This is a genomic window from Streptomyces sp. DT2A-34 (assembly GCF_030499515.1).
Taxonomy (GTDB): domain Bacteria; phylum Actinomycetota; class Actinomycetes; order Streptomycetales; family Streptomycetaceae; genus Streptomyces.
This window is the reverse complement of record NZ_JASTWJ010000001.1, coordinates 8,893,454-8,920,422: the sequence shown is the minus strand read 5'-3', so window position 1 is coordinate 8,920,422 and position 26,969 is coordinate 8,893,454. Positions and strand designations below refer to the sequence as shown.

20 protein-coding genes and 3 pseudogenes are annotated in these 26,969 nt (G+C 69.0%); 12 read left to right on the top strand and 11 right to left on the bottom strand.

Features of this window, described 5'->3' with window-relative positions; genetic code table 11:
- The first annotated feature begins 392 nt into the window (after positions 1-392).
- The 3 genes from QQM39_RS39655 (at position 393) to QQM39_RS39640 (ending at position 2,737) form a co-directional block, all read left to right on the top strand.
- Positions 393-1,316 (top strand): ketopantoate reductase family protein, encoded by a 924-nt coding sequence (locus QQM39_RS39655; protein WP_302002437.1) that lies wholly within the window; start codon positions 393-395, stop codon positions 1,314-1,316.
- Positions 1,317-1,520: 204 nt separating this feature from the next.
- Positions 1,521-2,078, top strand: a complete 558-nt coding sequence (locus tag QQM39_RS39645; protein WP_302002436.1) for a hypothetical protein — start codon at positions 1,521-1,523, stop codon at positions 2,076-2,078.
- Positions 2,006-2,737: an MMPL family transporter gene (locus QQM39_RS39640; protein ID WP_302003887.1), complete on the top strand. Its 732-nt coding sequence runs from the start codon at positions 2,006-2,008 to the stop codon at positions 2,735-2,737. Before QQM39_RS39645 ends, QQM39_RS39640 begins: the two co-directional genes overlap by 73 nt.
- Positions 2,738-2,951: 214 nt before the next feature.
- Here the strand turns inward: QQM39_RS39640 and trxA are convergent, their stop codons facing one another.
- Entirely contained in the window at positions 2,952-3,275 is a 324-nt protein-coding gene (trxA, locus tag QQM39_RS39635) for a thioredoxin (RefSeq protein WP_302002435.1), read from the bottom strand.
- A 23-nt stretch (positions 3,276-3,298) separates the two neighbouring features.
- Positions 3,299-4,279, bottom strand: a complete 981-nt coding sequence (gene trxB / locus QQM39_RS39630) for a thioredoxin-disulfide reductase (RefSeq protein ID WP_302002434.1) — start codon at positions 4,277-4,279, stop codon at positions 3,299-3,301.
- A 401-nt stretch (positions 4,280-4,680) separates the two neighbouring features.
- Here trxB and QQM39_RS39625 point away from each other — a divergent pair, with 401 nt between their 5' ends.
- Complete coding sequence (locus QQM39_RS39625; RefSeq protein WP_302002433.1) at positions 4,681-5,403, top strand: GntR family transcriptional regulator; 723 nt, start codon at positions 4,681-4,683, stop codon at positions 5,401-5,403.
- Positions 5,404-5,768: 365 nt separating this feature from the next.
- Here QQM39_RS39625 and QQM39_RS39620 read toward each other — a convergent pair whose 3' ends face one another.
- A complete protein-coding gene (locus tag QQM39_RS39620) occupies positions 5,769-6,284 on the bottom strand; it encodes a DUF1269 domain-containing protein (protein WP_302002432.1) in 516 nt (171 codons plus the stop codon).
- Between the two features lie 570 nt (positions 6,285-6,854).
- On the opposite strand from QQM39_RS39620, the gene QQM39_RS39615 reads away from it, so the two are divergent.
- On the top strand, positions 6,855-6,989 hold the full coding sequence (locus QQM39_RS39615; RefSeq protein WP_302002431.1) for a hypothetical protein: 135 nt from the start codon (positions 6,855-6,857) through the stop codon (positions 6,987-6,989).
- A 57-nt stretch (positions 6,990-7,046) separates the two neighbouring features.
- On the opposite strand, the gene QQM39_RS39610 is transcribed toward QQM39_RS39615, so the two are convergent.
- Complete coding sequence (locus QQM39_RS39610; protein WP_302002430.1) at positions 7,047-8,288, bottom strand: hypothetical protein; 1,242 nt, start codon at positions 8,286-8,288, stop codon at positions 7,047-7,049.
- A gap of 315 nt (positions 8,289-8,603) precedes the next feature.
- Between QQM39_RS39610 and QQM39_RS39605 the strand changes: the two genes are divergently transcribed.
- From QQM39_RS39605 to QQM39_RS39595, 3 genes are read left to right on the top strand one after another with little or no spacing between them, the layout of a single operon-like run.
- Positions 8,604-9,923: an NAD(P)/FAD-dependent oxidoreductase gene (locus QQM39_RS39605; RefSeq protein WP_302003886.1), complete on the top strand. Its 1,320-nt coding sequence runs from the start codon at positions 8,604-8,606 to the stop codon at positions 9,921-9,923.
- On the top strand, positions 9,920-10,798 hold the full coding sequence (locus QQM39_RS39600; RefSeq protein WP_302002429.1) for an SDR family oxidoreductase: 879 nt from the start codon (positions 9,920-9,922) through the stop codon (positions 10,796-10,798). The genes QQM39_RS39605 and QQM39_RS39600 overlap by 4 nt, the downstream gene beginning before the upstream one ends.
- Positions 10,774-12,216 carry an aldehyde dehydrogenase family protein gene (locus QQM39_RS39595; RefSeq protein ID WP_302002428.1) on the top strand — a complete coding sequence of 481 codons (1,443 nt, stop codon included), beginning with the start codon at positions 10,774-10,776 and terminating at the stop codon, positions 12,214-12,216. Before QQM39_RS39600 ends, QQM39_RS39595 begins: the two co-directional genes overlap by 25 nt.
- A gap of 24 nt (positions 12,217-12,240) precedes the next feature.
- Here QQM39_RS39595 and QQM39_RS39590 read toward each other — a convergent pair whose 3' ends face one another.
- Together QQM39_RS39590 and QQM39_RS39585 are read right to left on the bottom strand one after the other, a co-directional pair.
- Positions 12,241-13,320: an AraC family transcriptional regulator gene (locus QQM39_RS39590; protein ID WP_302002427.1), complete on the bottom strand. Its 1,080-nt coding sequence runs from the start codon at positions 13,318-13,320 to the stop codon at positions 12,241-12,243.
- 96 nt (positions 13,321-13,416) lie between these two features.
- On the bottom strand, positions 13,417-14,574 hold the full coding sequence (locus QQM39_RS39585; RefSeq protein ID WP_302002426.1) for an alpha-hydroxy-acid oxidizing protein: 1,158 nt from the start codon (positions 14,572-14,574) through the stop codon (positions 13,417-13,419).
- 131 nt (positions 14,575-14,705) lie between these two features.
- On the opposite strand from QQM39_RS39585, the gene QQM39_RS39580 reads away from it, so the two are divergent.
- Positions 14,706-15,800, top strand: a complete 1,095-nt coding sequence (locus tag QQM39_RS39580; RefSeq protein ID WP_302002425.1) for an Lrp/AsnC family transcriptional regulator — start codon at positions 14,706-14,708, stop codon at positions 15,798-15,800.
- Positions 15,801-15,862: 62 nt separating this feature from the next.
- On the opposite strand, the pseudogene QQM39_RS39575 reads toward QQM39_RS39580, so the two are convergent.
- Positions 15,863-16,020 (bottom strand): annotated as a pseudogene (locus QQM39_RS39575) (antibiotic biosynthesis monooxygenase); the annotation flags it as partial.
- A 97-nt stretch (positions 16,021-16,117) separates the two neighbouring features.
- Positions 16,118-19,411 (bottom strand): S8 family serine peptidase, encoded by a 3,294-nt coding sequence (locus QQM39_RS39570; protein WP_302002424.1) that lies wholly within the window; start codon positions 19,409-19,411, stop codon positions 16,118-16,120.
- A 477-nt stretch (positions 19,412-19,888) separates the two neighbouring features.
- Between QQM39_RS39570 and QQM39_RS46365 the strand changes: the two are divergent.
- The 3 genes and pseudogenes from QQM39_RS46365 to QQM39_RS46355 all read left to right on the top strand — a co-directional run.
- Positions 19,889-21,100 (top strand): annotated as a pseudogene (locus QQM39_RS46365) (hypothetical protein); the annotation flags it as partial.
- A 641-nt stretch (positions 21,101-21,741) separates the two neighbouring features.
- A pseudogene (locus tag QQM39_RS46360) lies at positions 21,742-22,041 on the top strand (hypothetical protein); the annotation flags it as partial.
- 147 nt (positions 22,042-22,188) lie between these two features.
- Positions 22,189-23,556 (top strand): WD40 repeat domain-containing protein, encoded by a 1,368-nt coding sequence (locus tag QQM39_RS46355; RefSeq protein ID WP_367669709.1) that lies wholly within the window; start codon positions 22,189-22,191, stop codon positions 23,554-23,556.
- Here QQM39_RS46355 and QQM39_RS39560 read toward each other — a convergent pair.
- The 3 genes from QQM39_RS39560 to QQM39_RS39550 form a co-directional block, all read right to left on the bottom strand.
- A complete protein-coding gene (locus QQM39_RS39560) occupies positions 23,553-23,834 on the bottom strand; it encodes a hypothetical protein (protein ID WP_302002423.1) in 282 nt (93 codons plus the stop codon). The genes QQM39_RS46355 and QQM39_RS39560 overlap by 4 nt on opposite strands.
- A gap of 355 nt (positions 23,835-24,189) precedes the next feature.
- Entirely contained in the window at positions 24,190-25,131 is a 942-nt protein-coding gene (locus QQM39_RS39555; RefSeq protein ID WP_302002422.1) for a TIGR03619 family F420-dependent LLM class oxidoreductase, read from the bottom strand.
- 137 nt (positions 25,132-25,268) lie between these two features.
- Positions 25,269-26,966 carry an amidohydrolase gene (locus QQM39_RS39550; RefSeq protein ID WP_302002421.1) on the bottom strand — a complete coding sequence of 566 codons (1,698 nt, stop codon included), beginning with the start codon at positions 26,964-26,966 and terminating at the stop codon, positions 25,269-25,271.
- Positions 26,967-26,969: the final 3 nt, after the last annotated feature.

Genomic DNA, 26,969 nt, shown 5'->3' with positions numbered 1-26,969 from the left:
GGACGGCCAGCCCTTCCCGGACCGGCGCCTCATCTATTCCGACTCGAACGTCGACGAGGTTGACGAGGTTCTGATGAGGCCACGGTGGATCGCAGTACCTACCCAGGTGGTCGTGGACGTCCCAGGTGACGCCACGATACGCCTCGTCGGTGCCTGCACCGGGGCGCCTGGAGGGATCTCCCCGAGCGCTGCGATGGGACAGAGTGAGAAGCGCTTGCGTGGGGATCAGCCCTCCGACGGGGGTTGCCCGGGGCAGCGAGCGCCAGACAAGATCGACGGTCAACGTTGTCTGCCCGCGCGACGTCAGCGAACCATCTGGTCCACCCCCTCTGCACCAACGGTGAGCCGCGCCAGGCTAACCGACCCCGACAATCTCACCTCAGGAGAATCATGTGAACACGAACCCTTCAACCGTGGCGGTACTCGGCCCCGGCGGCGTCGGAGGGCTGGCGGCCGCCCTACTGGCCCGAGCCGGACACCGCGTGGTGTGCCTGGCCGGGCCGGACACCACCCAGGCGTTGCGCACGGAGGGCCTCACCGTCCGCAGCAATCGATTCGGTGACTTCACTGTCCCCGTCAAAGCCGACACCCAGCTCCGCGATCAGGTCGACGTCTGCCTAGTCGCGGTGAAGGAGACTGCCCTCAGCACGGCGCTGAACCGCGTCGACCCGCGCGTCCTTGGCTCCGGCCTGGTCGTACCGCTCCTCAACGGCATCGACCACCTGCCCCCGCTTCGCGCCCGCTACCGCGCCGAGCGGGTGATCGCCGCGACCATCAAGGTCGAGTCGACGAAGGTCGCACCCGGGCGAATCGAGCACACCAGCCCCTTCGCCGCCATAGAACTCGCCGTCCCCGTGGCGCCAGCAGCCCGCGCCGGCCTCGACCACCTTGCCGTGCTCCTCGAAGGCGCCGGGTTCTCCGTGTCTCTCCGACGCGACGAGACCGCCATGCTCTGGGACAAGCTATGCTTCCTCGCTCCCATGGCCCTGCTCACTACCCGCTACGGCGCAACGGTCGGCGACGTACGCGCTCGTTGCCGGCCAGAACTGCTCACCCTCATCCGCGAGATCACCTCCGTGGCGCGCGCCGCAGGGGGACCGGTCGACGCCGCCCGCATTCTGGCGATGTTCGACCAAGCGCCCGCCGCGATGAAATCCTCTATGCAGCGCGACGCCGAAGCGGGCCGACCGCTTGAGTTGGACGCGATCGGCGGCTCGGTGCTACGAGCGGCGGAGGCGCACGGCGTCGAGACGCCCACTCTGGCGCAGATCGTAACGGAACTCGGCGCTGACCTGCGCGGGAAGGCAGCGCGGTAGCCAGGCGCGTTCCCGCGTCCGTAGTGCTGGGTGGTGGACCTTCGATCGCCAGCCCCGGCACGTGCATTACTCGGCCCCCGATGCGGAGCAGTCGGCCGGCCTTGCGACGGGCACGGCCGGCGGCGCAGTGGTCTTCGCCGGTGTCACGGTCGTGATCGCGCTGTCCGCACTGTCTGTGATGAAAACATCCCCTTTCTCACCGTCATGGGCCTGGGCGCAACTCTGACTGTGGTCGTCTCCGTACTGATCGCCGTCACCCTGCTCCCGGCCGTCCTGGGCCTCGAGGGCCGGCGTATCGCCACCAGTACCGCGCCCGTGCTACGCCGCTCGGCCCAGCGCACACAGCGGCGGCTCGCCGCAGGGGGCAGGCCGAGCCTCGGGCTGCGGTGGGCGACCGTGACCGCCCGCCGCAAGTGGCTGGTCGTGGTCGCGTGTGTGCTCGGTCTTGGTCATGGCCCCCCGGCGACGGACCTGCAGCTCGGACTCGGCGGTGGGCCGGACCCAAACAGCTCCGCGGGGCGAGCGCAGAAATTCATCGACAAGGGTTTCGGTCCCGGTTACAGCGGCACCTTGACCGTCCTGGCCCAGGGCGAGAACAAGACCACCACGTTGACGGCCGTGAACGACCTCGCCGCGCAGGTGAAGGAGCTGCCGGGAGTGGCGTCGGTGTCGTCTCCCCTGCCGACGGCATCCGGTCAGGCCGTGCTGGTCAGCGTCACCCCGTCCAGTGGCCCGGATCGGAGGCCACCAAGGACCTGCTGAGCGAGATCCGCAAGATGCGGGGCGGCATCGAGGAGCAGACCGGTTCCAGCCTCAACGTCACCTGCAGCACTGCGGTGAACATCGACGTCGCCGACAAGCTCTCCGGCGCTCGGCCCGTCTACTGCCTGCTGGTGATGGGCCTGGCGCTGCTGTTGCTGATCGTGGACTTTCGCTCCATCGCTGTCCCGGTCAAGGCCGCCCTGGGATTGCCGCTTTCGCTCGGTGCCTCCCTGGGGGCACTGGTGGCGGTCTTCCAGTGGGGCTGGCTCTCCGATCTGTTCGGCATCACCCAGACAGGCCTCGTGCTGTGCTTCCTGCCGATGCTGCTGGTCGGCATCGTGTTCGGACTTGCCATGGACTACGGAGTCTTCCTGGTCTCCCGCATGCGCGAGGAGTACAAACACGGAAAGCCGCCAACACAGGCGATGGTCCACGGCTTCGGCCACAGCTCACAGGTGGTCACCGCAGCCGTTCTCATCAGGATCGCCGTTTTCGGTTCCTTCATCTTCGCCGAGCTGCAGGTCATCAAGGGCACGGGCTTCGCACTGGCCATCGGCGTCCTGCTGGACGCCTTCGTCGTCCGGATGACCCTGGTGCCCGCCGTCATGGCCGTCCTCGGCGACAAGGTGTGGTGGCTGCCCCGCTTTCTGCACCGATAGCTGCCCAACGTGGACATCGAGGGTGAACGCCTGACCCACCCCCACCCAGCTCAACATCAGCGCGCTCACCTCCCGCCCCAGCACGCCTCAGCGGCCAGCGCCGCGGCATCCCTCGACGCAAGGTGACAAGGTGCCCCGGCCGCCCGCCCGCCTTGTCTCCAGCCGCTGTACGGGCCATGGGGACAAGGCAGGCGTGGGCGTGCGGGGGCTGCGGTCAGGTGAGGTAGGGCGCCAGTTCGGCCTCGATGGCGGGCTTGGGGAGGGCGCCGACCACGGTCTTGACGGCCTTGCCGCCCTGGAAGACCTTCATCGTGGGGATGGAGGTGATTCCGTACTGTGCGGCCGTCTCCGGGTTCTCGTCGATGTTGAGCTTGACGATCTCGATCTTGTCCGCGTGTTCGGTGGCGAGCTGGTCGAGGATCGGGGCGACGGCCCGGCACGGCGGGCACCAGGCCGCCCAGAAGTCGACGAGGACGGGCTTGTCGCTGAGGAGGACGTCATCCGTGAAGGTGGCGTCCGTGACGTGACGTGCTGACATGGCTCTGGGATCTCTTTCTCGGGTCAGGCGGCGGATGCGAGCTCGCTGGATGCGGCCGCCGCCGCGCTCTCCAGCAGGTTCTTGGGGAGGGTGGTCAGGTAGTGCTCGGCGTCGAGCGCGGCGACCGTGCCCGACGCGGCGGCGGTGACTGCCTGGCGGTAGGTGGGGTCGACCACGTCGCCTGCGGCAAACACGCCGGCGAGGTTGGTCCTGGAGCTGCGGCCGGCGACCGCGATCGTGCCGTCCTCGGTGAGATCGAGCTGGCCGTGCACGAGGTGGACGCGCGGGTCGTTGCCGATCGCGATGAACAGGCCCTGGAGCTCCAGGTCACGCCGCTCACCGGTCAGCGTGTCGGCCAGCGTGACGCCGGTGACGCGGTCGTCGCCGTTGATGGAGACGACCTCCGCGTTCCAGACAAACTCGATCTTGTCGTTGGCGAATGCGCGGTCCTGCATGATCTTCGAGGCGCGCAGGGAGTCGCGGCGGTGTATGACGTAGACCTTGTCGGCGAAGCGGGTGAGGAAGTTCGCCTCCTCCATCGCCGAGTCGCCGCCGCCCACGACGGCGATCGTGCGCTGGCGGAAGAAGAACCCGTCGCAGGTCGCGCACCAGGACACGCCTCGGCCTGACAGCCGGTCCTCGTCCGCAAGGCCCAGCTTGCGGTAGGCGGACCCGGTCGCGAAGACCACGGCGAGGGCCTGGTGCTGTTCGCCCGAGCCGAGGGTGACGGTCTTGACGTCGCCGGAGAGGTCTACGGCGGTGACATCCTCGAAGAGGATGTCGGTGCCGAACTTCTCGGCCTGCCGCTGCATCTTGTCCATCAGGTCGGGACCCACGACCCCCTCGGGGAAGCCGGGGAAGTTCTCGACCTCGGTGGTGTTCATCAGCTCACCGCCCGCCTCGACGGAGGAGGCGATCAGCAACGGGTTCAGGTCAGCGCGCGCGGCGTAGAGGGCCGCTGTGTAGCCGGCTGGGCCGGACCCGATGACGATGATCTGCCGCACGGGAAGATCCTTTCTGCTGAGAGGAACGCCGCCTTTGGGCGGTTCGTCTGAGCTGTCTAACGGCACCGACCCTCGATGTATTCCACATGGGCACAACATGTATCCTAGTCGTCCAAGCTACCGCCTCTGCTTCTCCACCACTCCCGCAACGCCCGGCTCAACGTGTGTGCGGTCGTCGCCACCAGCAGCACTGCCGGAAGGCCCCCTGCCCTCGGCAATGCCAGGCCGATACCAGGGATCCGCGCACCATCTGAGTCCAGGCCGGCAGAGGAACGCCGCGAGCTGCACTAACCCGCACGATCGCGATCGGGCAAGGGAGGGCGTTCTACTCCTCGTCGGCAATCGCCCGGCTCAGCGGCATCCTCGGCGCCTCCCAGCAGGTCACTCTCGAGCGCCATGCCATGGAGGACGCCCCCCACATCCCCGCCCCGGTCGTCATCCTGACCGCCCTGCCCGGACCAGAGAAGATGGTTCCCATGTCGACTAGCGAGAGCGCCTCCGAGCGTGCCTACGCAGCCATCCGTGCAGGCATCCTCAATGGAAAACACAAACCCGACACCATGCTTGGCGAGGCCGGCCTGGCCGCCGAGTTGGGCGTCAGCCGCACCCCTGTGCGCGCCGCACTGGCCCGGCTTCAGGACGAGGGATGGATCACCGTGTACCCCAAGCGCGGCGCTCTCGTGCGCGGGATGAGCGAGAAGGCCACAGAGGACCTCGCCGACGCCCGGCTCATTCTTGAGGCTACGTCGGTGCAGCGAGCCGCACCGGAGCACAAGCTGGCCCTCGCCGCGCGCCTTGAGCAAAGTATTAACCAGCAGAAGCAGGCACTCACCGACAGCGACCTGAACCGGTTTATCGAACTCACGATCGCCTTCCATCGCTCCTTTGTCGAGGTCGGAGGCAATTTGGTGATGCTCGAACTCAACGACCGGCTCGCCGACCGTCAACGCTTCCTGCTCTTCAGCTACGGCGAGACTCTCCTGGCCCGCTGTGAAGCCCTCATCGCCGAGCACGAGCACCTCATCGCCTGTCTGCGCGCCGACGACGCGCAGGGCTTTGCCGAAGCCCTCCGCTCCCACGTGGGCGACACCTACGGATCTGACTTGAAACAGCTTGGTCTGTGACCAGGTGAGGCGGCATCCACCGGACGAGGCCAGGGGTGCGGGGCGGGTCACCTGGGTGGGACACCGCCGTAAGGCTCCGTCGGGCGCTGAACGAGGCGGTCAACATGTGCGCCGGGACCGGGAAGGGCCCGGCAGTTCACCATGGACCCGTCGACCTGCTGACCACGCCTGTTCACGGCCGGGTTGAGGACCGTACCCCCGTCGCGGGCGGTCGGTACCAGCGGATGTCGCTCCGGGCCAGCCCGGCTGCCGTGATGCCGCAGCGCATCTGGTGTACGACGCAGGCACGGGAATCAGTCGGCCCGGTAGTAGTCGCGTGGCGAGGTGGCGTCAGCGGAGAACCACTGACGCCGCCCCGAATGGGATCACGCGGGCGTTTCGCCGGTCCAGGTGGGCTGGGGGTTGATCGCGGATCGAAGCCGCTGCTCCTCGGCCAGGGTCAGTGAGGTGTGCAGGAGATCACCGCCGTAATGAGCGATCCGGGGCAGCACCTTGTCCTCGGTGGCATCGATGACCAGGGCGATCACGGCCGCGCCGCCGGGACGCAGACGCTGGCCGAGCTGGGCGATAAAGGCCGTATTCTCATCTTCGTCTTCCGTCACCGCAGCGGTGACACCTCCGGTGGCGGCGCCGATCGCAGCGCCCAGCAGCGGCTGCAGAAACAGCAACCCGATCAGGCCGCCCCAAAGCGCACCGCCCACCGCGCCGGAGACCACCGGGCTGTCCCCGGAGTGAATCTTGACCTTGCCCTCCTCGTCGCGGGTGACCAGGACCGCGTCGGCCAGGTGCAGGGAGTGTTCGGTGTTGAGGGTGCGCAGTTCGGCCAGCACCTCGTTGGCAATGTTCTTGTTGGGGTAGGCCACGGCGACCATATCGGTCATGGGTCATTCTCCTGTCACATCAAGGGAAATTCGTGGGACCGAGGGAGGTATCAGAGCTGGTCATCGTCCTCGGCGGCGGTCTCGCCGGCCTCGGTTCGCGTAGGCCTCGGGTCTCGGCGATGGCACCATTCTGAAGTTTGTCGATCGACCAAGTCAATCGGATGAATAGTGACCTGGGCCACACCGAGGGGTGCACCGACGGGTCGCCGATACACAGTTGGTCGATCGGTCACATGAACTTGCATCAAGAAGGTCGGCCGACTGGCCCTCGGGCCCGCAGGAGGCCGCCGCCAGCAGACCGTCGAGACGTCGGCCAAGACAGTCATCGTCCGCGACATTGTCGCCGGAGCCCAACCCGCGCCATCGCCCGCGGGGTCGGGATAGATCTGGCGACCCACCCTGCACTGCGTCTTCGCCGTCAAGGACGCCGTACTGGTCGGTGCCCTGGAAGCACTCATCGCCCAGGCGCCTGGCGGACGTGATGCATCGCCTGCCCAGGCTCACTCGACCACCATCCAAGACGACCTCGGGACCCCCATTCACGCCCCGCGCGACCTGGCTCACCTGACCGTGTCCGGATTCGACGAGATCATGCTGCAGAACCTCGTCCGAGCCGACCAGAACCAGTCCCGCCGAAGCCTGGACGATCTCATCCGCGCTGTACTCGCCCTGGCAGCCCCGGAGCGGGACAAGAAAGCCTCGTAGGCACGACGGTGTGGTGAATACCTGTGCGTGGACGGGGCTGCCGGAGCGAATCGCGGTCTACGGGCGCTGAGCCGCGCCCGCCGAGCCAAGTTCAGCATCGCCGGATGCCCCGCCCCCACGCGAGGCCGGGGCGGTGTCGCGCACGGCCAGGTAGACCGCGTGCACCGCGAGCATGCGTTCGATCTCGTCGATGATCGGAGCGAAGAACTGCTGCCGGTGGTCCGCGTCGGTCATCGAGGTGACGGTGAAGTACATGCTGCCGAAGCCGGCGAGGAGAGTGGCGTTGCGCAGCATCGCGACCGGCACCGCGGGCAACAGAACCGAGCTCACCGGTTTCTCCCCGATCCACTGTTGCGCCGTCTCGGGCGTGACCACGAGCAGGCCCAAGGCGAGGAAGAACGTGAACAGCACCAGCCCTACCACCGCCGCCTGCACGAGTTGGCGGGTGGCGAGCATCAGCAGCAGGTTACGGCTCTGCTGTCCGCTCAGTGGCATCGCGCGGAACTGACCATCAGGCGCCAGGCGGTCGATCGGCACATCCGCCAGGGGCGTTTCCTCGCATGCCGCCGACAGCGTGGGCAGGCTCAGATCCTGCTCGACCCGGCGGATCTCGTCGCGAAGGCGTGCGGCGGCGGCGAGCACGGCGATCGCGGCGAACAGCACGACAACCAGCGAAATCCGCCACCACTCAAGCCGGTTCATGGCCTGCCACAGCTCGCCGGTGAAGAACAGGAACAGGGTGACAAAGAGCAACGCGGGCAGCGCCCGGCCCAGTAGGTGCACACTGTTGCGCAGGTCGAAGACCGTGTGTCGGATCGCCCGTCGCAGCAGTGCGCCAAGGCCGTACGTCGCGGCCAGGAGCGTGGCGACGAAGACGGCGGCGAAGAAGATCACGAACCCCAGCAGCCCGACCACGCTGCCCCCCGGCGGAGTGACGGCTCCGTCGACGGCGAACTGCATCAGCGGTACCGCGACCGGCATCGCGGCATACGCGGCGAGGAGCGAAACAACGGTCCTGCGCGAGAAGCGGGGCAGTCGCCGGACGAACGCGGCGACCATGACCCGCACGGCCACCGTCATCACGGCCACACCGCCGAGGAGAACCCACCGCTCCGAACCCGCGGACTTGAGCGGCACGAGCCAGACCAGACTGGCCAGCGCCACGAAGGCCAGCGACGGCAGCATCCGGGGGAGCACGTGATCGACGAAGCCGTACCCCTCGATCATCGTGGGCACACCACGCCGGACAAACCAACGTTCAGTCCGGCGCACCACCGCCTGCGACGCCGTGAACGGCATGGTCAATCGTCCCCTTGATCATTATGTGACGAACGATCTGCGCATCAGCGCGACGGGACTCTACGTCACGGCGATGACATCGCGTGTACCTGGTGTCACGACCACGACCGCGACCGGGCCCAAGACGTCGGACTCGAAGACCACGACCGACGCCAGGTGCCGGAAAAGACCCCGCCTCGTGGCCGCTGCGGCCCCCTCCATGGCCGCGCTGGTCAGTGCTCGCTGAACGGTGGGTGAATAGATTTCCTGTCACTGCCATCGAATTCTGGCGAGAAAGGAAACAGAGTCGTGAACAGTGTTTCGCATGACACATGCGTGATCGGGGCGGGACCAGCCGGATTGGCGGTAGCCAGGGCGTTGGCAGAGCGAAAACTGCCCTATACCCATCTCGAGCGGCATACAGGGCTCGGCGGTGTGTGGGACATCGACAGCCCCGGAAGTCCGATGTACGAGTCGGCCCATTTCAACTCGAGCAAGACGCTCTCGGCTTTCGGTGGCTGGCCGATGCCGGACCATTTCGCCGACTACCCTTCACACCGGCACATTCTGTCCTATCTGACGTCGTTCGCCGAGGCGTACGGGCTGGCGGAGCGGATCGAGTTCGGCACCGAGGTCAGCGCGGTGGACAAGAACGCGGACGGTACCTGGACCGTCACCAGGGCGGACGGGCGGGAGACCGTCCACGGCCAGGTCGTGGTGTGTACCGGCTCGCAGTGGCATCCCAACCTCCCCGATGTTCCCGGGGACTTCATCGGCGAGATCCGTCACGCCATCACCTATCGCAGTCCGGACGAGCTGCGCGGCAGGCGCGTGCTGGTCGTGGGGGCCGGAGCATCCGGCTGTGACATCGCGTGCGACGCGGCCCGGGTGGCCGACCACGCGGTGATCAGCATGCGCCGTGGCTACTGGTTCATACCCAAGCATGTCTTCGGCCGCCCCGCGGACACACTCGCCGCCGTGGGCCCGAGGCTGCCGATGTGGCTGGAGCAAAGGCTGTTCGCAGCCCTCCTGCGGATTCTCAACGGCGACCCGACCCGCTTGGGTCTGCAGAAGCCCGACCACAAGCTTTTCGAGACCCATCCGGTGCTCAGTTCGACGCTGCACCATCATCTTCAGCACGGCGACCTCACGGCCAGGCCCGGCATATCCCGCGCCGAAGGCAGTACGGTGCACTTCACCGACGGCACCCGCGACGACTTCGACGTGATCCTGTTCGCCACCGGCTACGTACACAAAGTGCCGGTCGCGCAGAAGTATTTCGGCAACGAGCAGCATCCCGACCTGTATCTGTCGTCGTTCTCCCGGGAACACGAGGGGCTGTTCGGCGTCGGTTTCGTGGAGACGAACTCTGCGGCCTACAGCATCTTCGACACGCAGTCCCAGATGATCGCCGGGTTCATCCACGACACGAGGCACGGCCTGCCGAACGCGGAGCGGTTCGCCCGCATGATTCGCAGCGACCGCCCGGATCTGTCCGGCGGCCTGAAGTTCGTGGATTCGCCCCGCCACACCGGCTATGTCGAAAGCGGTACCTTCGTGAAGTACCTCGCCAAGGTCGCGGCCGGGATGGGCTGGCGTACCGAGGGCCAGCCGCCGCCGGTGACCTCCATCAGGCGGAAGGAAGCGGTCTCATGACCGGCTTCGACTTCACCCACAAGATTGTGCTGGTGACCGGCGGCGCGGGGGGAATCGGCACCGCCATGTGCCGCCGTTTCGCCTCCGGCGGCGCCCGCTGTGTCGTCGTCGACATCGACGAGGTGCGCGCCAAGAAGGTCGCCGCGGAGCTTCCCGGCACCGGGCACGCCGGCATCGGCTGCGATCTGACGGACCGCGCCCAGCTGGAGGATCTCTTCGACCAGGTCGCTGCCGACTACGGCCGTCTGGACGTCCTGGTCAACAACGTCGGCATGACCAGCGCCGAACGCTTCGACGAGCGCGGCGTCGAGAGCATCGAGCGGGAGCTCGACCTCAATCTGCTCTCGCCCCTGATCGCGACCCGTCTCGCCATCCCGCTGCTGCGGGCCTCCGGCGACGCCCGGGTGGTCACCACCGTGTCTCTCGGCGGGATCCTCCCGCTGGGCGAGACCCCGATCTACACGGCCTCCAAGTTCGGGCTGCGCGGTGCGATGCTCGCGATCGGGCTCGATCTGCGGGACAAGGGCATCCTGGTCGGGTCTGTCCTGCCCTCGGCCACCGACACCCGGATGCTGCGCCAGGAGGCGGTGGAGGGTGGGAACGCCCTGCAGTTCCAGGATCCGCCCCAACAGCCCGCCGATGTGGTGAGAGCGGTCGTCAGCATGCTGGACAAGCCCCGCCTGGAGGCGTATCCCCACCGGAGTGAGTCCCGTCTGGTCCGGTTCGCGATGCTCGCGCCGAACCTGCTTCCCAAGGTCTTCCCCCTGTTCCGCAAGCGCGGTGATCGCGGCATGGCCCGTTACCTGGAGGACTTGCGTCGAAGAGGTCTGGCACGTCAGGCCAACGGCCGATGGGAACTGGTGGAGGAGGCGTGAGCAGACAGGAGAGCCCGTCGATGTTGCGCGTGGTCAACCCCGCCACAGGTGAGCTGATCGCCACCCTTCCCGCCGCGACCGCCGATGACGTCGCCAAAGCGGCGGAACAAGCGCGGCAGGTCTTCGAAGCCGGAGTGTGGTCGGGGCTGCCGGTCCGGGAGCGGGCCGCGGTGCTGCTGCGTTTGGCCGCGCTGATGGAACGCGACGCCGAGATCCTGGCCCGGCTGGACAGCGAGGACGCGGGCAAGCCGATCGCGGAGTGCCGTGCGGGCGACGTACCGGGGGCTGTCGAGGCGATCCGCTGGTTCGCCGAGGCGGCCGACAAGGTCTTCGGCCGCCTCGCCCCGACCGGCCGCGACGACCTGGGACTGATCAGCCGGGAGCCGGTCGGGGTGGTGGCGGCGATCCTGCCCTGGAACTACCCGCTGGCCATGGCCGCCTGGAAGGTCGGACCGGCACTCGCCGCGGGAAACTGCCTCCTGCTCAAGCCGGCCGAGGCGACCCCGCGTTCGGCCCTGCACCTGGCGGACCTCGCCGCCGAGGCCGGGCTGCCGGAGGGAGTCCTGACGGTACTGCCCGGCCACGGCCCCGTCGCCGGGACTGCCTTGGCCCGCAGCTCTGTCGTGGGAGCGTTGTCCTTCACCGGCTCCACCGCGGTCGGCCGCCGCATCCTCAAGGACGCGGCCGACAGCAACTTCAAGCGCGTCTCGCTGGAAATGGGCGGTAAGAGCCCTCAGGTGCTGATGGCCGACGCCATCGCCTACGGGGACGAACTCATCGACGGCATGATCGAAGCAGCGTTCCTGACGATGGGCCAGAACTGCACGGCCGGCTCTCGCGTCCTGGTGCACGAGAGCATCGCCGACGAGGTACTCGCCCGCTTCACCGCTGCCGCGAAGAAACTGGTCATCGGCGACCCGGCGCATCCCCGTACCCAGATGGGACCGCTCATCGACCATGCCGCCTTCAGCAGGGTCGCCAAGGTAGTGGAGGCCGCCCGGGCCGACGGCGCCCGCATCCATACCGCGGGCCTCCCCGACGACCTGCCGGCACTAGGCGCCTACTACCCGCCCACCGTGATCACCCAAGCCCCCGAGGGCAGCGACGTGCTCACCAAGGAGTTGTTCGGGCCGGTCGTGACGGTTCAGACCTTCACGACGGAGGCTCAGGCGATCCGTATGGCCAATGCCACGGCGTACGGACTTGCCGCCTCGGTGTGGACCCGGGACCTCGATGCCGCCTTCCGTCTGGCACGCGGCATCCACGCGGGGGTCGTCTCGGTCAACTGCTACAGCGAAGGCGACATCACCGCCCCCTTCGGCGGCTGGAAGGAGTCGGGATTCGGCGGCGCGGAGAAATCCACGAACGCGTTCGAGCAGTGGACCCGGGAGAAAACCGTCTGGATCCGTACCCGCTGACCGGGAGCTCGGATCCGCCCGGAGTCAGCTCGTCGCCGTGCCCTCGCGTTCCGGCGTCTGATTCCGCAGGCGCAGAGTGGAGGTGCCGTGCCAGCGGCGCACCGCCCGACGCAGCGCTCGCTCGTCGGAGAATCCCGACTGACGGGCGATATCGCGCAGCGTCAGTCCCGATCGCAGCAGCAGCTGCTCGACGCGCTCCCGTCGCACCCCGTCCACGAGCGCCTCGTACGTGGTGCCACAGTCGGCCAGCCGACGGCGGAGCGTCCGCTCGCTGGCCGACTGCCTGCGTGCCTGCTCGGCGAACGAGGGAACCACCGGAAGGCTCTGCGCTACGGAAATCTCCAGCACTTCCAGCAGTTCCTGCTGGTAGCGGCGCGAGGTCAGCTGCGTGTCGAGCATCTCCAGCACCGATGCACGAGTCACCGGATCCCGGGCCGGCATCCGTGTCCGGGCCCAGACGGGATCGATGACAAGGCGGCTGACAGGGGCGCCGAAGCGGACCGGACAGCCGAAGAAGGCGCCATACGGTTCACTCTGGGCCGGTTCGGGAAAGACGAACTCCGCCAGTGCCGGTGTGAACGCCGGACCAGCGGTCAACCGGGCCAAGGCAACCACCGAGGTCAGGCCTTCCTCCATCAGGAAGACCGCGACACCCGGATCCAGGGCGGGATCAGGAAGGTCGGCACGCAGAACGAAGCCCTCATCCGCCTGCCCTGCCGACCACACCACCATCGCTCCGGACAGGTTCTGGTACCTCACCCCGGTCTCGATGGCGTGTCGCAGCGTGTCGCTGGCCATCAGGGCGAAGCCCAGCAGGCCCCAGGCCGTCGGGTGCTGCGCCGCTCCCACCTTCATCCCCAGATGCGCGTCTCCGGTGAGCTCCAGCGCACGGCGGATCACCGTACTGCCCTGACGGTAAGAGACCCGCAGAGCCGCCGAGCGCATGACCGTCTCGTCCAGACCGACCTGCTCCAGCAGGGGGCGCAGATCGACGCCGTGCTCCTCGACCACCGCACTGAGGTAGCGCAGGATGTTCGGCTGAATCGTCGCCGACGTACTGCGACTGGTCCCCGGAAAGTCAACCGGGCCGACAGGGAAGGACATCCGTAGTCCGTCTTTCTCTCTGCACACCACCATTTGAACACCGACTACCCCGGCGGTCACCGTCCGCTCTGACGCCCACCTCGCAGAAGCGCTCGCTCAGACGGGCTGCAGTGCCTCGGGGACGAGGTGCTTCAGCGTGGGGTATCCGTCGACGGCCATGATCAGGTCCGCTTCGGCCAGCAGCGCTCGCAGCACATGGACGATGCCGTCCGTGCCGGCCACCGCGCACCCGTGCGCGTAGGGGCGGCCGATCCCGACAACGGTCGCGCCCAGGGCCAGGGCCTTGACGATGTCGGCGCCGCTGCGGATGCCGGAGTCGAACAGGACCGGAAGCCCTTCGGCGGCTTCGGCCACGCCGGGCAGGGCGTTGAGAGCGGGGAGGCCTCCGTTGGCCTGTCGGCCGCCGTGGTTGGAACAGTAGATGGCGTCCACGCCGGCGTCCTTGGCGCGGCGGGCGTCCTCGGGGTGGCAGATGCCCTTGACGATCAGCGGCAGACGGGTGAGCGAGCGCAGCCAGCTCAGGTCGTTCCACGTGAGCGGGTTGCCGAAGATCTGCGTCCAGTGCAGGATCGCTGCCTGCGGGTCCTCCTCGGGCGGACGCCGCAGAGCGGCGCGGAAGACCGGGTCACTGGTGTAGTTGGCCAGGGCATGGCCGCGCAACTGCGGGAAGTTGGACGTGGCCAGGTCTCGGGGGCGCCAGCCGGTGATCCATGTGTCGAGGGTGACGACGATGCCCTTGAACCCGGCCTGTTCGGCGCGGTGGACAAGGCTTTCGGCAAGGCCCCGGTCGGTGGGCGTGTAGAGCTGGAAGAAGCCGGGAGTGTCTCCGAGCTGGTCCGCCACCTGCTCCAACGGATCGACCGAGAGAGTGGAGGCGACCATGGGGACGCCGGTACGTGCGGCGGCGCGGGCGGTGGCCAGGTCGCCATGGCCGTCCTGGGCGCAGATGCCGATCACCCCGATCGGAGCGAGGAACACCGGGGAGGGCAGGGTCATCCCCAGCAGCTCCACAGTCAGGTCCCGCTCGGCGGCGCCGACGAGCATCCGCGGTATCAGCCCCCAGCGGTCGAAGGCGGAGGCGTTGGCCCGCTGGGTGCTCTCATCCCCCGCGCCGCCCGCGACGTAGGACCACACCGACGGCGGCAGCGCGGCCTCCGCCCTGGCCTCCAGCTCCGCGAAGTCCATGGGCAAGGAAGGCAGCACACCTCCCAACCCGTTGAGATAGATCTCGTTCTGGTAGTCGGCGAACGCCATGACATCGCCCCTTCGATCACAAGCCACCTGGGTGCGCTTTCGAACACCCAGATTGCGCCACTGAGCAGTACAGTCGGCCAATCTGCAGGATTCTGAGGCCCGTCCACCGGAGAACGCAGGATATGGAAGCAATGGACCTTCGCCTGCTGAGCGAGGACGATCTCGCGCTCATCCACGCCCTCCAGTTGCGCCCCCGGGCCTCGTGGACCGACCTGGGTCGCACCCTGGGAGTGGATCCGGTCACCGTGGCCCGCCGGTTCAACCGGCTGGCCGACCGCGGCGAGGCCTGGGTCAGCGTCTCGCCGGGCGCGAGGCTGTTCGACCGGATCTGTGTCGCCTTCGTCGTCATCGACTGCGAGGCCGGCACGAGCGGCGAGGTGGCACGCACGCTGCGGGGCCACCCGCACATGATCACCATCGAGCGTTCAGCCGATGCCCATCGTCTCCTGGCGACCGTGGCCACCCGTGACCTGGCCGCCATGTCCGGCTACTCCCTCGATGTCCTCTCGGTCATCCCTAACGTCGCGGCCGTCCGCACCCGGATCGTCACGCACATGTTCACAGAGGGTGGCCGCTGGCGTATCGACGCTCTCGCGTCGGACCAGCGGACGCAGCTCACCGAGACTCCCGCACCGAGGCCCGCGGACGACGCCCGTGGGCGACACGAGATCACCTCACACGACCGCGCTCTCCTTCGCCTCCTCTCTCACGACGGGCGAGCCTCCCACCGCTCCCTGGCCGAAACCCTGGGCACCAGCGGTCACAGCGTGAAGCGGCGCATCGACCAGCTGGTACGCCTGGACCTGCTCCGCTTCCGTTGCGATTTCGCCCGCCCCCTGGGCGGCTGGCCCGTCGCCGTCACCTTCTGGGCAACGGCGCCGGCCAAGGACCTGTCCGACATCGGCCACGCCCTCATCCGCCTCCCCGAGACCCGCAACTGCGCGGCAATCAGCGGCACCCACAACCTGATCATGCAGGCCGGCCTTCACTCGGTCGGCGATGTGCTCCGCCTCGAGAGCCGGCTCACCCGCGCTCACCCCAGCCTGGTCATCGCCGAAAGGACCATCACCCTCCGACACGACAAACTCCTCGGGCGCGTTCTTGACCGGCACGGCCGCTCCGTCGCTGTCGTACCCCCAGATCTGTGGAGCGAGCCGGACCCTTCGGGCGAGGGACTTCACCACGGGCCGACCATGTCAGACGTGGACCGCTCGGGACCCCTGTAGCGCCGCACGACGCCCAGCCCTCATCGCCTTGTCCCTTCCCTCATAGCGAGAAGGTTGCGGCTGAAGCGCTCGAAGTCGTCCTCGCTGTACGCCAGTTCGTGGTCGACGCATTGCGGGGCTGCGGCGAGCTGGGCGGCGGCCCGGGTGTAGGCGACGAGGAACTCCGCGGCTGGTGCTCGGCCATGCGGTACCGGATGTACTCAACGGTGTGGGCGGTCACGCCGCCACAAACACGGACGGCCCGCCGGAAGCTCGACTCCCGACGGGCCGTTCGCGTAGGTCAGCGCTCAGCGAACCACAGGATCAGCCCCCGCGACTCACTTTCCGTAGTACGCGTTGTAGATCGAGATCGTCGACTTGTTGCCCTTCTTGTCGGCGACCTTGGCGTGGAACGAGATGCCCTTGCCCTTCGCCGGGTTCTTCACGCTGATCTTGCCCTTCTTGACGGTGACCTTCTTCCACGTCTTGCCGTAGTCGTACGACACGTACACCGACAGCGACTTGAGGTTCTTGCCCGCGGCCGATCCCTGGATGGTGAGCGGGATGGAGACCTTCTTGCCGGCCGGGGCCTTGCTGTCCAGGCCGACGGCGGGGTTGAAGCGGACCGAGGACGCGGGCAGCTGCGCGAACTCGACCTTCTTGGAGCGGAACGTCCAGCTGGCGTCGATGCGGGTGGAGGCCGCCGCGATCTTGGCGCTGCGCTTGACGGTGGTGGTCAGCTTGTACGAGGCGTCGCCCGCCGGCACCTGGAAGTACTTGTTGAAGTACTGGTACCCGTACAGCGGGGCGTCGCTCGAACCGACCTCGGTGCCGTTGCGGTAGAGCGCCGTCCTGGCGGAAGAGAAGGACGATTCGCCCGCGTGCATCTCGCTGTCGGCGAAAACCGGCAGGGCGCCGTAGATCGCGTTGCCCTCACGGCGGAGGCCGAAGCCGCGGCCGACACTCGGGCCGATGACGGCCTTGTTGAACACGGCCTCGTATTTCTTGCCCGCCTTGAAGTTCTGCGCATTGCTCTCGTAGGTGGTCTCCGGGGTCGGCATCTCGGAGTCGTCCGACTCCGCGAACTGCGCGAAGAGGAACTTCCACTTCGCCTTTTCACCGGTCGACACGTGCAGCGTCCGAGCTGCCGGCAGCCGCTGCAGGGCGGAGCCGCCGCCCGGGAACGCGTCCTCGGACCCTGGGAGATCAGCGATCGGGACGAGCATGGCGACCTTGCCGGCGGCCGAGACACCGAGCTTGGTCTTCACCGTGGACAGCTCGCTCGCCTTGAAGTGACGGACCTTGTCACCCTGGAACCTCTTGACCTTGGCTTCGGTCACCACGGCGTACGCTTCGCCCGCGCCCTTGGTCCACTGGCCGCCCCAGACCTGGGTCAGACCGGTGACGTCCGCGCCGAGGTGCGCTATGCGCACGTCTTTGAGCGATGGGAGGATGAAGCCGCCGCCGAACTGGGCGGGGTCGTAGGAGTAGCCGATCGCCGCGGAGAACGGCTTGGCCTTGGGGTCCGGCACCGTGATGTCGGCCGTCTTGGTTGTACGGGCGTCGAGGGTCACCGAGACGTCCTTGGTGACGCTCAGCTTGGGCTGGAGCACCCAGTCGAGGCCGTCGCCCCACATCCAGGTGTCCAGCAGGTAGGTGCCCTTCGGCACGCGCAGGGTCGCCGTGCCGGAGCCGTCCAGCGCGGTGAGGAAGTTCCGGCCCTTGGCCAGGCCGCCGTAGCCGAACAGGCCGGAATAGGCGGTCGGGTCGGGCTTACCGTCGCGTCCGATGTAGTCGAGGGTGACCTTGTACGATTCCACCTCGCGCTGCACCGCCGCCGCCGTGCGCACGCTCTGGCCGGCGCCGGTCGCCGTCACGTACGCGAAGTACACGCCGTCGACAGTGCCGCCCAGCTTGGTGTTGACCGTGAGGTCGGCGGAGGCCTTGCCGCCCGCCGGGACGGTCAGCGTCTTGGCGCCGAGGGTGAAGAAGCCGGCCGGAGCGGCCTGGCCCTTCGGGTCGGTGGCCGTCAGCGAGAGATCCAGCGTGACGGCGGTCGTGCCGAGGTTCTTGTACGTGACCTTCTCGGTGACCGGCGTGTCGTCGGTGTGCGGCCACTGCTGCACGCCGAAGGTCACGGACACCGGATCGGCGATCACGGTCTGCTTGAGGGCCTTGTCGACCTGGATCCGGCCCGAACCCTGCTGGAACGGCGAGTACTTGCCGCCCTTGCTGGAGCCGGCCAGCGCGCCCTTGAGTTCGGTGTACGTCCACTTGGGGTGCTGCTGCTTCAGGATGGCCGCGGCGCCCGCGACATGCGGGGTGGCCATCGACGTACCCGAGATACTCACGTAGCCGGCCGGATTCTCGCCGACTTCGTGGGCGATTTCGCTGCCCTTGGCTGCGGCAGCCGTGATGCCCACGCCGGGAGCGGTCACGTCGGGTTTGATGGCGCCGTCGAGGCCGGGGCCGATACTGGAGAACTCGGCCAGCTTGTCGTTGTCGTCGACGGCGCCCACGGTGAGCGCGGCCTCCGCGCTGCCGGGAGAACCGACGGTCTGCGCGCCATTTTCGCCGGAGTTGCCGGCGGCGATTGCGAAGAGGATGCCCTTCTCTGCGGAGAGCTTGTTGACACGCGCCTCGAGCGGGTCTATCCCGACGCTGTCCTCGGTGCCCAGGCTGAGGTTGACGATGTCGGCGCCCTGCTCTGCCGCCCAGTCCATGCCGGCGATGATGCCGGAGTCGTCGCCCAAGCCCTCGTCGTCGAGCACTTTGCCGATGAGGAGCTTGGCGCCGGGCGCGACCCCCCTGTGCTTGGGGGACCCTGCGGGAGATGCAGCGCCCGTACCGGCCACGGTGGACGCGACGTGCGTGCCGTGGCCGTTCTTGTCGGCGGTGGTGGCGGCGCCCGAGAAGTTCTTCGCCGCGATCACCTGGCCCTTGAGGTCGGGGTGGGTGTCGTCAATACCCGTGTCCAGGATGGCTACCTTGACGCCCTTGCCGTCGTAGCCGGCCGCCCACGCCTTGTCCGCACCGATCTGCGGAACGGACTTGTCGAGGCTGGCCTTGCGGACGCCGTCGAGCCAGACGCTGGCGATGCCGGGCGCCGTCCTCGCGCCGCCGCTTGCGTCGTCGGTGACCGCGGACCACAGGTCGGCCGCGTCGTCTTTCGACGCCAGCACCGCGTCGGCGTTGAGGGACTTGAGGGTCCGGCGGACCTTGCCGACGTGGTGTACGTCCGCCTTCGCCGCCACAGCCGTCCCCGTGTAGCCGATGATCAGCTTGAGGCCCTGCTGCTGGGCCTTGCGGGTCGCCGGCTTGTTCAACTCGGTTACGTCGAACAGCCGCCGGTCGAGCTTGCCGGTGGCGATCAGCCGCGCCGCGTCGGCCGGGATGACGAGGGTGTGCCCGTCGACCTTGCTGACCTGGACGGGTATCTCCTCACGGCCCTTGGCCCGCTGCAGGCCGGCGACACGGCCCTTGGCGTCGACGACTACTCGGTCGCCGGTGATCAGGGTGATGTGCGCGCCGGCCCGTATCGCGTCGCTCGGGAGTCCGGCCGGGCCTGGTGCGGCGGTGGAGGTGGCGGCGGCAGATGTCGAGGTGGCGGAGGTGGCGGCGAGCCCGGTCATTGCCAGCACCGCGGCGATGCCGTACGTGACTGCCTTGCTGCGTCTGTCCAGTTGGTGTCTGTTCCGCGAAGGGTGCCTTAAACGGTGGCTCAAGGGATGCCTCTCTCCTCTTTCCCGGATCGGTGACTTGGTGGTGCCGCGCACTCGGACTGATGGCGGCCCCGGACCGGGGGATCGTCCGGGGCCGCGCTACGGGTGGTCAGGTGATGGGGCGTCACCCGACCGAGGGAGAGTCTTTGCGGTCGGCGCGTTTGTCAGTACCCCTCCGGCGCTCTGAACAATTCCGTTGAGGCACAGGTCAGTTGGGGATTCCTCCAGAGAGGGCGTTAGCTTGGTGGCAGACCTCCCCGACGATGTGAAAGGTGCGGCCCGGTGGGACGCGAGAAGCCGGTGGACCCCGAAGCCGGTCCGATACAGCGGCTCGCCCACGAACTGCGCACCCTCCGCGAGACGGCCGGGAAACCCACGTACCGCGAGATGGCAGAGCGGAGTCGGTACTCGGTGAGCGCCCTGTCGCAGGCGGCGGCCGGTGAGCAACTGCCGTCGCTGGCACTGGTCCTGGCGTACGCGCAGGCCTTGGAGGCGGACGCCGAAAAGTGGGAGGAGCGCTGGCGGGAGGCGCACCGGGCTGTTGCACGGTCCGGGCCGGGAGGGGAGGCCGTACCGCCGTACCGGGGGCTGGCCCGGTACGAACCGGATGACCGGGATCTGTTCTTCGGCCGGGACAACCTGGTCGGCGAGTTACTGGAGCTGGTACGGGAGCACCGGTTCGCGGCGGTCTTCGGACCGTCGGGAAGCGGGAAGTCCTCGCTGCTGCGGGCCGGGCTGATTCCTCGGCTGCGGCAGGCCCCGGCCGCCGACCGTCCGGCCGTGATCCGGGTGCTCACCCCGGGCGAGCGCCCCGCGCGGGCCCACCGGGCGGCGCTCACCGCCCAGGGCGCCGAGCAGGACACGTGGTTAATCGTCGACCAGTTCGAGGAGCTCTTCACCCTGTGCCATGACAGCGGGGAACGGGACCGCTTCCTGGATCTGCTGCTGGCGGCCCGGAGCCCCGAGAGCCGACTGCGGGTGGTCGTCGCGGTCCGCGGGGACTTCTACGGGCGCTGCGCCGCCCACCACGAACTGGCGGACGCCGTGAGCCGGGCCAATCTACTTATGGGGCCGATGGCTCCGGCAGAGCTGCGGGAGGTGATCACCAGACCGGCGGCCGCCGCGGGCCTGAGCGTGGAGCGCGCGCTGACCGCCAGGATCGTCGACGAGGTCACCGGCCGGCCAGGTGCGCTGCCGATGCTCTCGCACGCCCTGCTGGAGACCTGGCGGCACCGCCGGGGCAAGACGCTGACCATGACCGCGTACGAGGAAGCCGGCGGCGTGCACGGCGCGGTCACCGCCACGGCCGAACGGGTGTACGCCGAGCTCTCCCCGACCCAGGCCCGCATCGCCCGCCGCATTCTGCTGCGCCTGATCGCCCCCGGCCAGGACACCGCCGACACCCGCCGCCCGGCGACACGCGCCGAGTTGGACGCCGGGGCCGAGGGGCACGGGCGGGACGTCACCGTTGTCATCGAGCTCCTCGCCGCCGCCCGCCTGATCACCCTGAACGACGGCGTCCTCGAGCTCGCGCACGAAGCACTGATCAGTGGCTGGCCCCGGCTGCGCGACTGGATCGAGCAGGACCGCGAGCGGCTGCGCGAGCAGCATCGGCTCCACGAGGCCGCCCGCGTCTGGGAGGAACTGAGCCGTGACCCGGGCGCCCTGTACCGGGGGACCCGGCTCACCCTGGCTGAGAAGCTGTTCGCCGGACCGGAGCGGGCCGCCGGGGACGGGGAGGACGACCTGACCCGCTCGGAGCGGGCCTTCCTCACTGCCGCGCTGGCCGCCCGCGACACCGAACGGGCGGCCGTCGCCCGAACCGCACGGAGGTTCCGCACCCTCAGCGTCGCTCTTTCCGTGTTCCTGGCACTCGCCCTCACCTCCGGCCTGCTCGCCTGGCAGCAGAATCGGACGAGCGAACAGGAACGCGCCAAGGCCGCCGCCCGCCGCATCGTGGCGGTCGCCGACAGCCTGCGGTCCTCCGACCCCCGCACCGCCATGCTGCTCGGTGTCGCCGCCTGGCGGATCGCGCCGTTGACCGAGACACGTTCGGCGCTGCTCGGTGCCCTGGCCCAGCAGGAGCGGGACACATTCACCGATCCGGAGAAGGACAAGGACGTACAGCGGTTCCTCACCGGCGGGGGCCGGGCCCTGCTGAGCGTCGCAGGCCGTCGGCTACTCCTGCGGGACGTGACCGGTCACCGCCCGGCCGTCTCCGCCCGACTGCCCGAGGACACGTGGGTGGTCGATGCCAGCCCGGACGGCAGGACCCTCTACCTCGGGGGGAGGACGGTGACCGGCTGTGGGACCTGTCGTCAGGCAGGACTGCCGTCGCCCCGCGTGTCCTGCGGAACACGACACTGCTGGACTTCGAGGCCGACGGGCTCAGCTACCTCCTTGGCACACCGCGCACCACACGGCGGCCGGGCACCGTGCAACTACGCCGGCCGGGGGAGGACGAGGTGCTCTTCGAGAAGCCCGTGCCGGGCGACCTGTCCGACGCTGCTCTCGGCCCGGATGGCCGGCTGGTGGCCGTCTGCTCATTCGACGGCGCGCTCCGGGTGTGGGACACCGTGCGCCGTACGCGTCTTCGGGGGCCCTGGGACAGTGCGTCGCAGGGTGCTTGTGCCACCGGCGGCACCCATGGGGTCCGGTTCAGCCCCGACGGCGGGCTGCTGGCCGTGGTGTCCAGGGCCAGGATCCGCGTCTGGGACCTTGCCCGCGAGCGCCTCTTCACCGACCTGAAAGGGCTCGGCACCGGTTTCGCGGACGTCGCCTTCACCCCGGACGGGGCGTCCCTGGCGACGGTCGACGACAAGGAACTCGTGGTGTGGCGCCTGACGTCACCCGGCGTCCGCGTCTTCCGGCGCCCGCTGGCCGGCGAAGTGGTTCACAGTCTCGCCTGGGATCCCGGACCGGGCCGGGTGCTGCGCTTCCTCGTGGGGGCCACGGTCCACTCGTACGACCTGAGCGCCAACCTCCCACCCAGCTGGCAGAGTTCGCCGGCGGCCTCAGCGGTGCTCGGCCCGGACGGCACCGTCCTAGCGACCGTGATCCGTTCCGCCGGTGGTGCACGCTGGGTATTGCGTTCCACCCGTACAGGCGTGGTCCTCGCCGAGTCTCCCCCACTGCCCGCAGCCGGGAAGGACGCCACGTCCGACTCCGGCGCCCCCCTGCCGCTGCTGGCGTTCAGTCCGGACGGCCGGGCACTCGCGATCAGCGACACCACGTCCTCACATGGTTCCGCGCGGCAGCGGCTCACTGTGTGGGACATACCGGAGCGCAAGGTACGAGCCTCGACCGAATCACCTAGGGCTAGGGCAGAGGACGGCCTGCCGTTCGCCCTCGCTCTCGGCCGGGGCGGCCGGACATTGCTGGCCGTGGCCTCCGAAAACGACGACGTGCTGGAGGTCTGGGACCCCGGTTCCGGCCGCCTCCGCAGGACCGGCACCGTGCCGGGCTTCTTCGGCACGGCCCTCACCGTACGGCCCGACGGGCTGCTGCTCGCCGGGGCGGGGGACCAGTACGTCCGGCTGCCGTCCGGTCCCGTCACCGACCGCGCGCTCAGCGAGGGCAGGAGTGTGACCGCACTGGCGTTCAGCCCCGACAGCACCCGCCTGGCGGCCGGCGACTCCTCAGGCCGGGTGGCCTTGTGGGACGGCAGCGTGCAACGCCCCGCGGGCGTCCTGACCGGCATTCCCACCACCGTGCCACAGGGGGCCCCGGAGGCCGTGACCGCACTCGCCTTCTCACCCGACCGCCGCACCCTCGCCGTGGGCGGCGCGCACGGCACCCTCCAGCTCTGGGACGTCGCCTCCCGGCAACTCCTCGCCGACCTGCCCACCCCCGGCGAGGAGATTCGGTCCCTCGCCTTCAGCCGGGACGGCGGCACGGTGTACGCCAGCAGCCCGCACGTCCCGCTCCAGAGCCACCCCATCGACCCTGAACAGGCCGTCATCCGGATCTGCGACCGCACCGGCTCCACCGGCCTCTCCAGGGCCGACTGGAAGGCGTACGTCCCCGACGTCACCTACCGCAGGATCTGCGGTTAGCCAAGGGCGCCGAGACCGCGACAGGCACGGTTGGCCGGCAACTCACGATGCACACCACTCATGGGGCTCCCGGGGGTGACGGCCACCTCGTCATGCCCAACCTTTGACGGCGAACGGGACTCCACTACGTCAGCGGCCTCGGCGAGCGGGACGCGGTCCGAGATCGAGGGTTCGAGATCGAGGCGGCCCGCCGACGCCAAGCCGATGAGCTGGGTCACGTGTTCCGGTCCGGAGCCGTTGCGGCCGCGGATCTGGTTGGAGCGGTAGCTGAACCCCATGCATCCACGTCCCTGTGCAGGTCTGATCTGCGTGTTCCGTCTTTCAATGAGGCCCCCGCTGACGGCGCACCGTGCAGAATTTCGCGATCACCTGGTCGACTAACGGCGCCTTTCATTGGGTGGCTCATGGGCCTTCAGGCCGGCTACGTCACGGGCCTGGAGCTGCCGAGTAGCGATGAGCTACGGGCGTTGGCATGGGATTGTGCCGCAGCAGGCAGAAGCGGCTTTGCACCTGCTGCTATCAAGCATCCGATCACGAGGCCAAGCCGGTACGCCGAGAGCAATGGAGAGTCCGCTGCCCGGATGGCACGGCGGCGGCGCGCCACCGCGCAACCCCACCGGTCCGCCCTCGGCATCAAGCAGTCAGAGCGTTCACGCGGCGCATCACGTCACGGCAGAACGCGCCGATCGCGTCCGGGTCGTCGATGAACTGGTTCGGCTTGACGCAGAACGTCGTGAAGCCCTGTTCCAGCTGTTCCGGGATGCTCGCGAGCGCCGCGCCGAGGTCCGCCGTGGAGTGGTCGTCGGGAAACACGGCCTGGGTACCGCCGATCATCTCCAGCTCGGCGATGTTCCGGCCTGCCGCAGCCATGGCGTCCTTGAGCACCTGTACGTCCTGCGGCGTCGGTCGGCCCAGCGGATGGAAGCCGTGGCCGTACCGTACGAGCCGGCGCAGGACGGGGCCGTTGAGGTGCTGACCGCCGAACCACAGCCTCGGCCCCTCCGGGCGGAAGGCCTTGGGCTCGAAGTAGACGTCCCTGAATGAGTAGTGCTCGCTCTGGTGGGAAATCGGGGATGGTCCCCAGGCCTTCGCCCAGACGTCGAGGTGCTCGTCGAGCAGCCGCCCGCGCCTGCCGAAGGGGACGCCGAGGGCGTCGTACTCGTCCTTGCTCCAGCTGACTGTCGGCTGCACCAGCAGCCGACCCTCACTGATCAGATCGAGAGTGCCCAGTTCACGGGCCATGAGCAGAGGATGGCGCAGGGGTGCCAGCACCGCGGCGGCGGCCAGGCGCAGGCGTTCGGTGACGGAGGCGATGGCGGACAGCAGGAGTAGTGAGTTCGGCCAGGGGGTGTACGGGTCCTGGTTACCCGGGAGGGCGTAGTCGCGGGGATTGCCCATGATGCCGTCGGCGGCCGCGTCTGGGCCGAGCACGATGTGTTCGCTGACCATGACGGAGTCGAATCCGGCGTCCTCGGCCTCGCGGGCCCACCGCACGGCGGCGGGCAGGTCGGCCCGGCCGCCGGTGAGGGTCCAGTTCTCGCTGAGGACGAGCAGCATACGGGGGGTGGTGGTCATCGTGGGCATCCTTCGCTTGCGGCGGCCGTGAGGGCGCCGACCTGTCTTGTGCCCCCTCCACAGGGGGTGTTGATCGAGCGGTGAGGCCGGTGCGGCCGGCGGCGAACCGGCGACGGCCGCGGCCGCACCGGCCGCCCTCAGCGCTCGTGGACGACACGCCCGTCGAACACCGTCAGATCGACCTCGGCGTCCGTGATCGCGTGCGGGTCCAGGTCCAGCAGCGGGCGGTCCAGCACGCACAGGTCCGCAACCTTGCCGACCTCGATGGACCCCTTCCAGTCCTCGGCGAAGTCCTGACGGGCCGGATTGACCGTGTAGGCGCGCAGGGCCTCGGCGAGCGGCACGCACTGCTCGGGCCCGCTCGGCCGGCCGCTGGCCTTCGACTCACGCAGCATCATCGCGGCCACACCCTGCCGCCAGTCGGGCTCGGTGATCGGCGCATCGGAGCTGGCGCAGACCGTGACCCCGGCCTCGACGGCAGACCGTACGGGCCACTGGTAGGCGGAACGCTCGGCGCCGACCACCTCGTCCATCAGGTCGGAGATGGTCCACTTGATGGCCGGGTTCATGTTGACGCCGTAGCCGCGTGAGGCGAGCTTGGCGAGGCTGTCCGCGCCGACGAAGTCGCCGTGGATGACGTAGTGCCGGGCATCCGGGCGCGGCACGGCCGCGTCCGCCGCGAGGAAGGCGTCGACCACCGTGTCGATGGCCAGGTCACCGGTGACGTGCACGCCGAGCTGGAAGCCCGCCTCGTGCGCGACACGGATCATCTCGAACAGTTCGTCGACCTGCAGCGCGGGGCTCTCGCCGTGCACGCACAGCGCGCCGTGGCCGCCGTCGGCGTACGGTTCACTCATCCAGGCCGTCCTGTTGGGCGGCACCCCGTCGGCGAAGATCTTCACGCCGATGGCGTTCAGGAGGCGGGGGTCGGCGCTTGTCGGACGGCGCAGCTCGGCCAGGCCCTTGCGCACGTCGTCGGCCGAGCCGCCCATCGGCGCGGGCAGGAGGAGGACACTGACCCGGGCCTGGAGGTCGCCGCTCGCGGCGAGGTCGGCGTAGGCGGTCCAGTTGTCGGTGCTCAGCCCGCCGAAGAAGGACGTGGCGCCGCCCGGGCCGAGACCGGGCTCGGTGTAGCTGGTGATCCCGCGGGAGTGCAGTTCCCGTACCACGCCCTGGATGGCCTGGCGCCGCTGGGCGACGGTCGGCGAGGGCAGTTCCGCCTGGACGAGTTCCTGCGCCGCCTCCCGCAGGATGCCGGTGGGCTCCCCGTCGGGGTCGGTGTCGATGACGCCGCCGGGTGGTGGCGCGCTGGCGGGGCCGATGCCGCACCGGCGCAGCGCGGCGCTGTTGACCCAGACGAGGTGCGAGGAGAAGTGGGTCAGACAGACCGGGTTGTCCGGCGCGACCGCGTCCAGGTCGATACGGTGCGGGAAACGTCGCGGGTCGGCCAGGCACTCCGCCAGATAGCCGGCGTCCCAGCCCAGCCCGACGATCCACTCGCCGGGTCGGGCCGCGCGGACCGCGCGCTCCACGGCGGTGGCGATGTCGGCGACCGACCCGACCGCCGGATGGCCGACGTCCAGGGCGAAGGGCGGCTTCGTCATGCCGTACGCCGCCCCGTGCAGATGGGAGTCGTTGATGCCCGGCAGGACGGTCCGGCCGGCGAGTTCGACGACCCGGGTGCCGGGCCCGGCCAAGGCGCGCATCTCGGCGTCGCTGCCGACCGCGATGATGTCCCTGCCGTGCACGGCCACGCCTTCGGCCACGGTGAAGTCACCGTCGACGGTCAGGACCTGCCCGCCGGTCAGGATGAGGGAGGGGGTGCTGTCGTTCACGGG

What these genes read in the sequence shown, in the direction of transcription:
- QQM39_RS39645 (WP_302002436.1), top strand. Translation starts at nt 1,521, where the DNA reads ATGGGCCTGGGCGCAACTCTGACTGTGGTCGTCTCCGTACTGATCGCC.
- trxA (WP_302002435.1), bottom strand. Translation starts at nt 3,275, where the DNA reads ATGTCAGCACGTCACGTCACGGACGCCACCTTCACGGATGACGTCCTC.
- QQM39_RS39625 (WP_302002433.1), top strand. Translation starts at nt 4,681, where the DNA reads ATGGAGGACGCCCCCCACATCCCCGCCCCGGTCGTCATCCTGACCGCC.
- QQM39_RS39620 (WP_302002432.1), bottom strand. Translation starts at nt 6,284, where the DNA reads ATGACCGATATGGTCGCCGTGGCCTACCCCAACAAGAACATTGCCAAC.
- QQM39_RS39610 (WP_302002430.1), bottom strand. Translation starts at nt 8,288, where the DNA reads ATGCCGTTCACGGCGTCGCAGGCGGTGGTGCGCCGGACTGAACGTTGG.
- QQM39_RS39600 (WP_302002429.1), top strand. Translation starts at nt 9,920, where the DNA reads ATGACCGGCTTCGACTTCACCCACAAGATTGTGCTGGTGACCGGCGGC.
- QQM39_RS39595 (WP_302002428.1), top strand. Translation starts at nt 10,774, where the DNA reads ATGGGAACTGGTGGAGGAGGCGTGAGCAGACAGGAGAGCCCGTCGATG.
- QQM39_RS39590 (WP_302002427.1), bottom strand. Translation starts at nt 13,320, where the DNA reads ATGTCCTTCCCTGTCGGCCCGGTTGACTTTCCGGGGACCAGTCGCAGT.
- QQM39_RS39585 (WP_302002426.1), bottom strand. Translation starts at nt 14,574, where the DNA reads ATGGCGTTCGCCGACTACCAGAACGAGATCTATCTCAACGGGTTGGGA.
- QQM39_RS39580 (WP_302002425.1), top strand. Translation starts at nt 14,706, where the DNA reads ATGGACCTTCGCCTGCTGAGCGAGGACGATCTCGCGCTCATCCACGCC.
- QQM39_RS39570 (WP_302002424.1), bottom strand. Translation starts at nt 19,411, where the DNA reads ATGACCGGGCTCGCCGCCACCTCCGCCACCTCGACATCTGCCGCCGCC.
- QQM39_RS39560 (WP_302002423.1), bottom strand. Translation starts at nt 23,834, where the DNA reads ATGGGGTTCAGCTACCGCTCCAACCAGATCCGCGGCCGCAACGGCTCC.
- QQM39_RS39555 (WP_302002422.1), bottom strand. Translation starts at nt 25,131, where the DNA reads ATGACCACCACCCCCCGTATGCTGCTCGTCCTCAGCGAGAACTGGACC.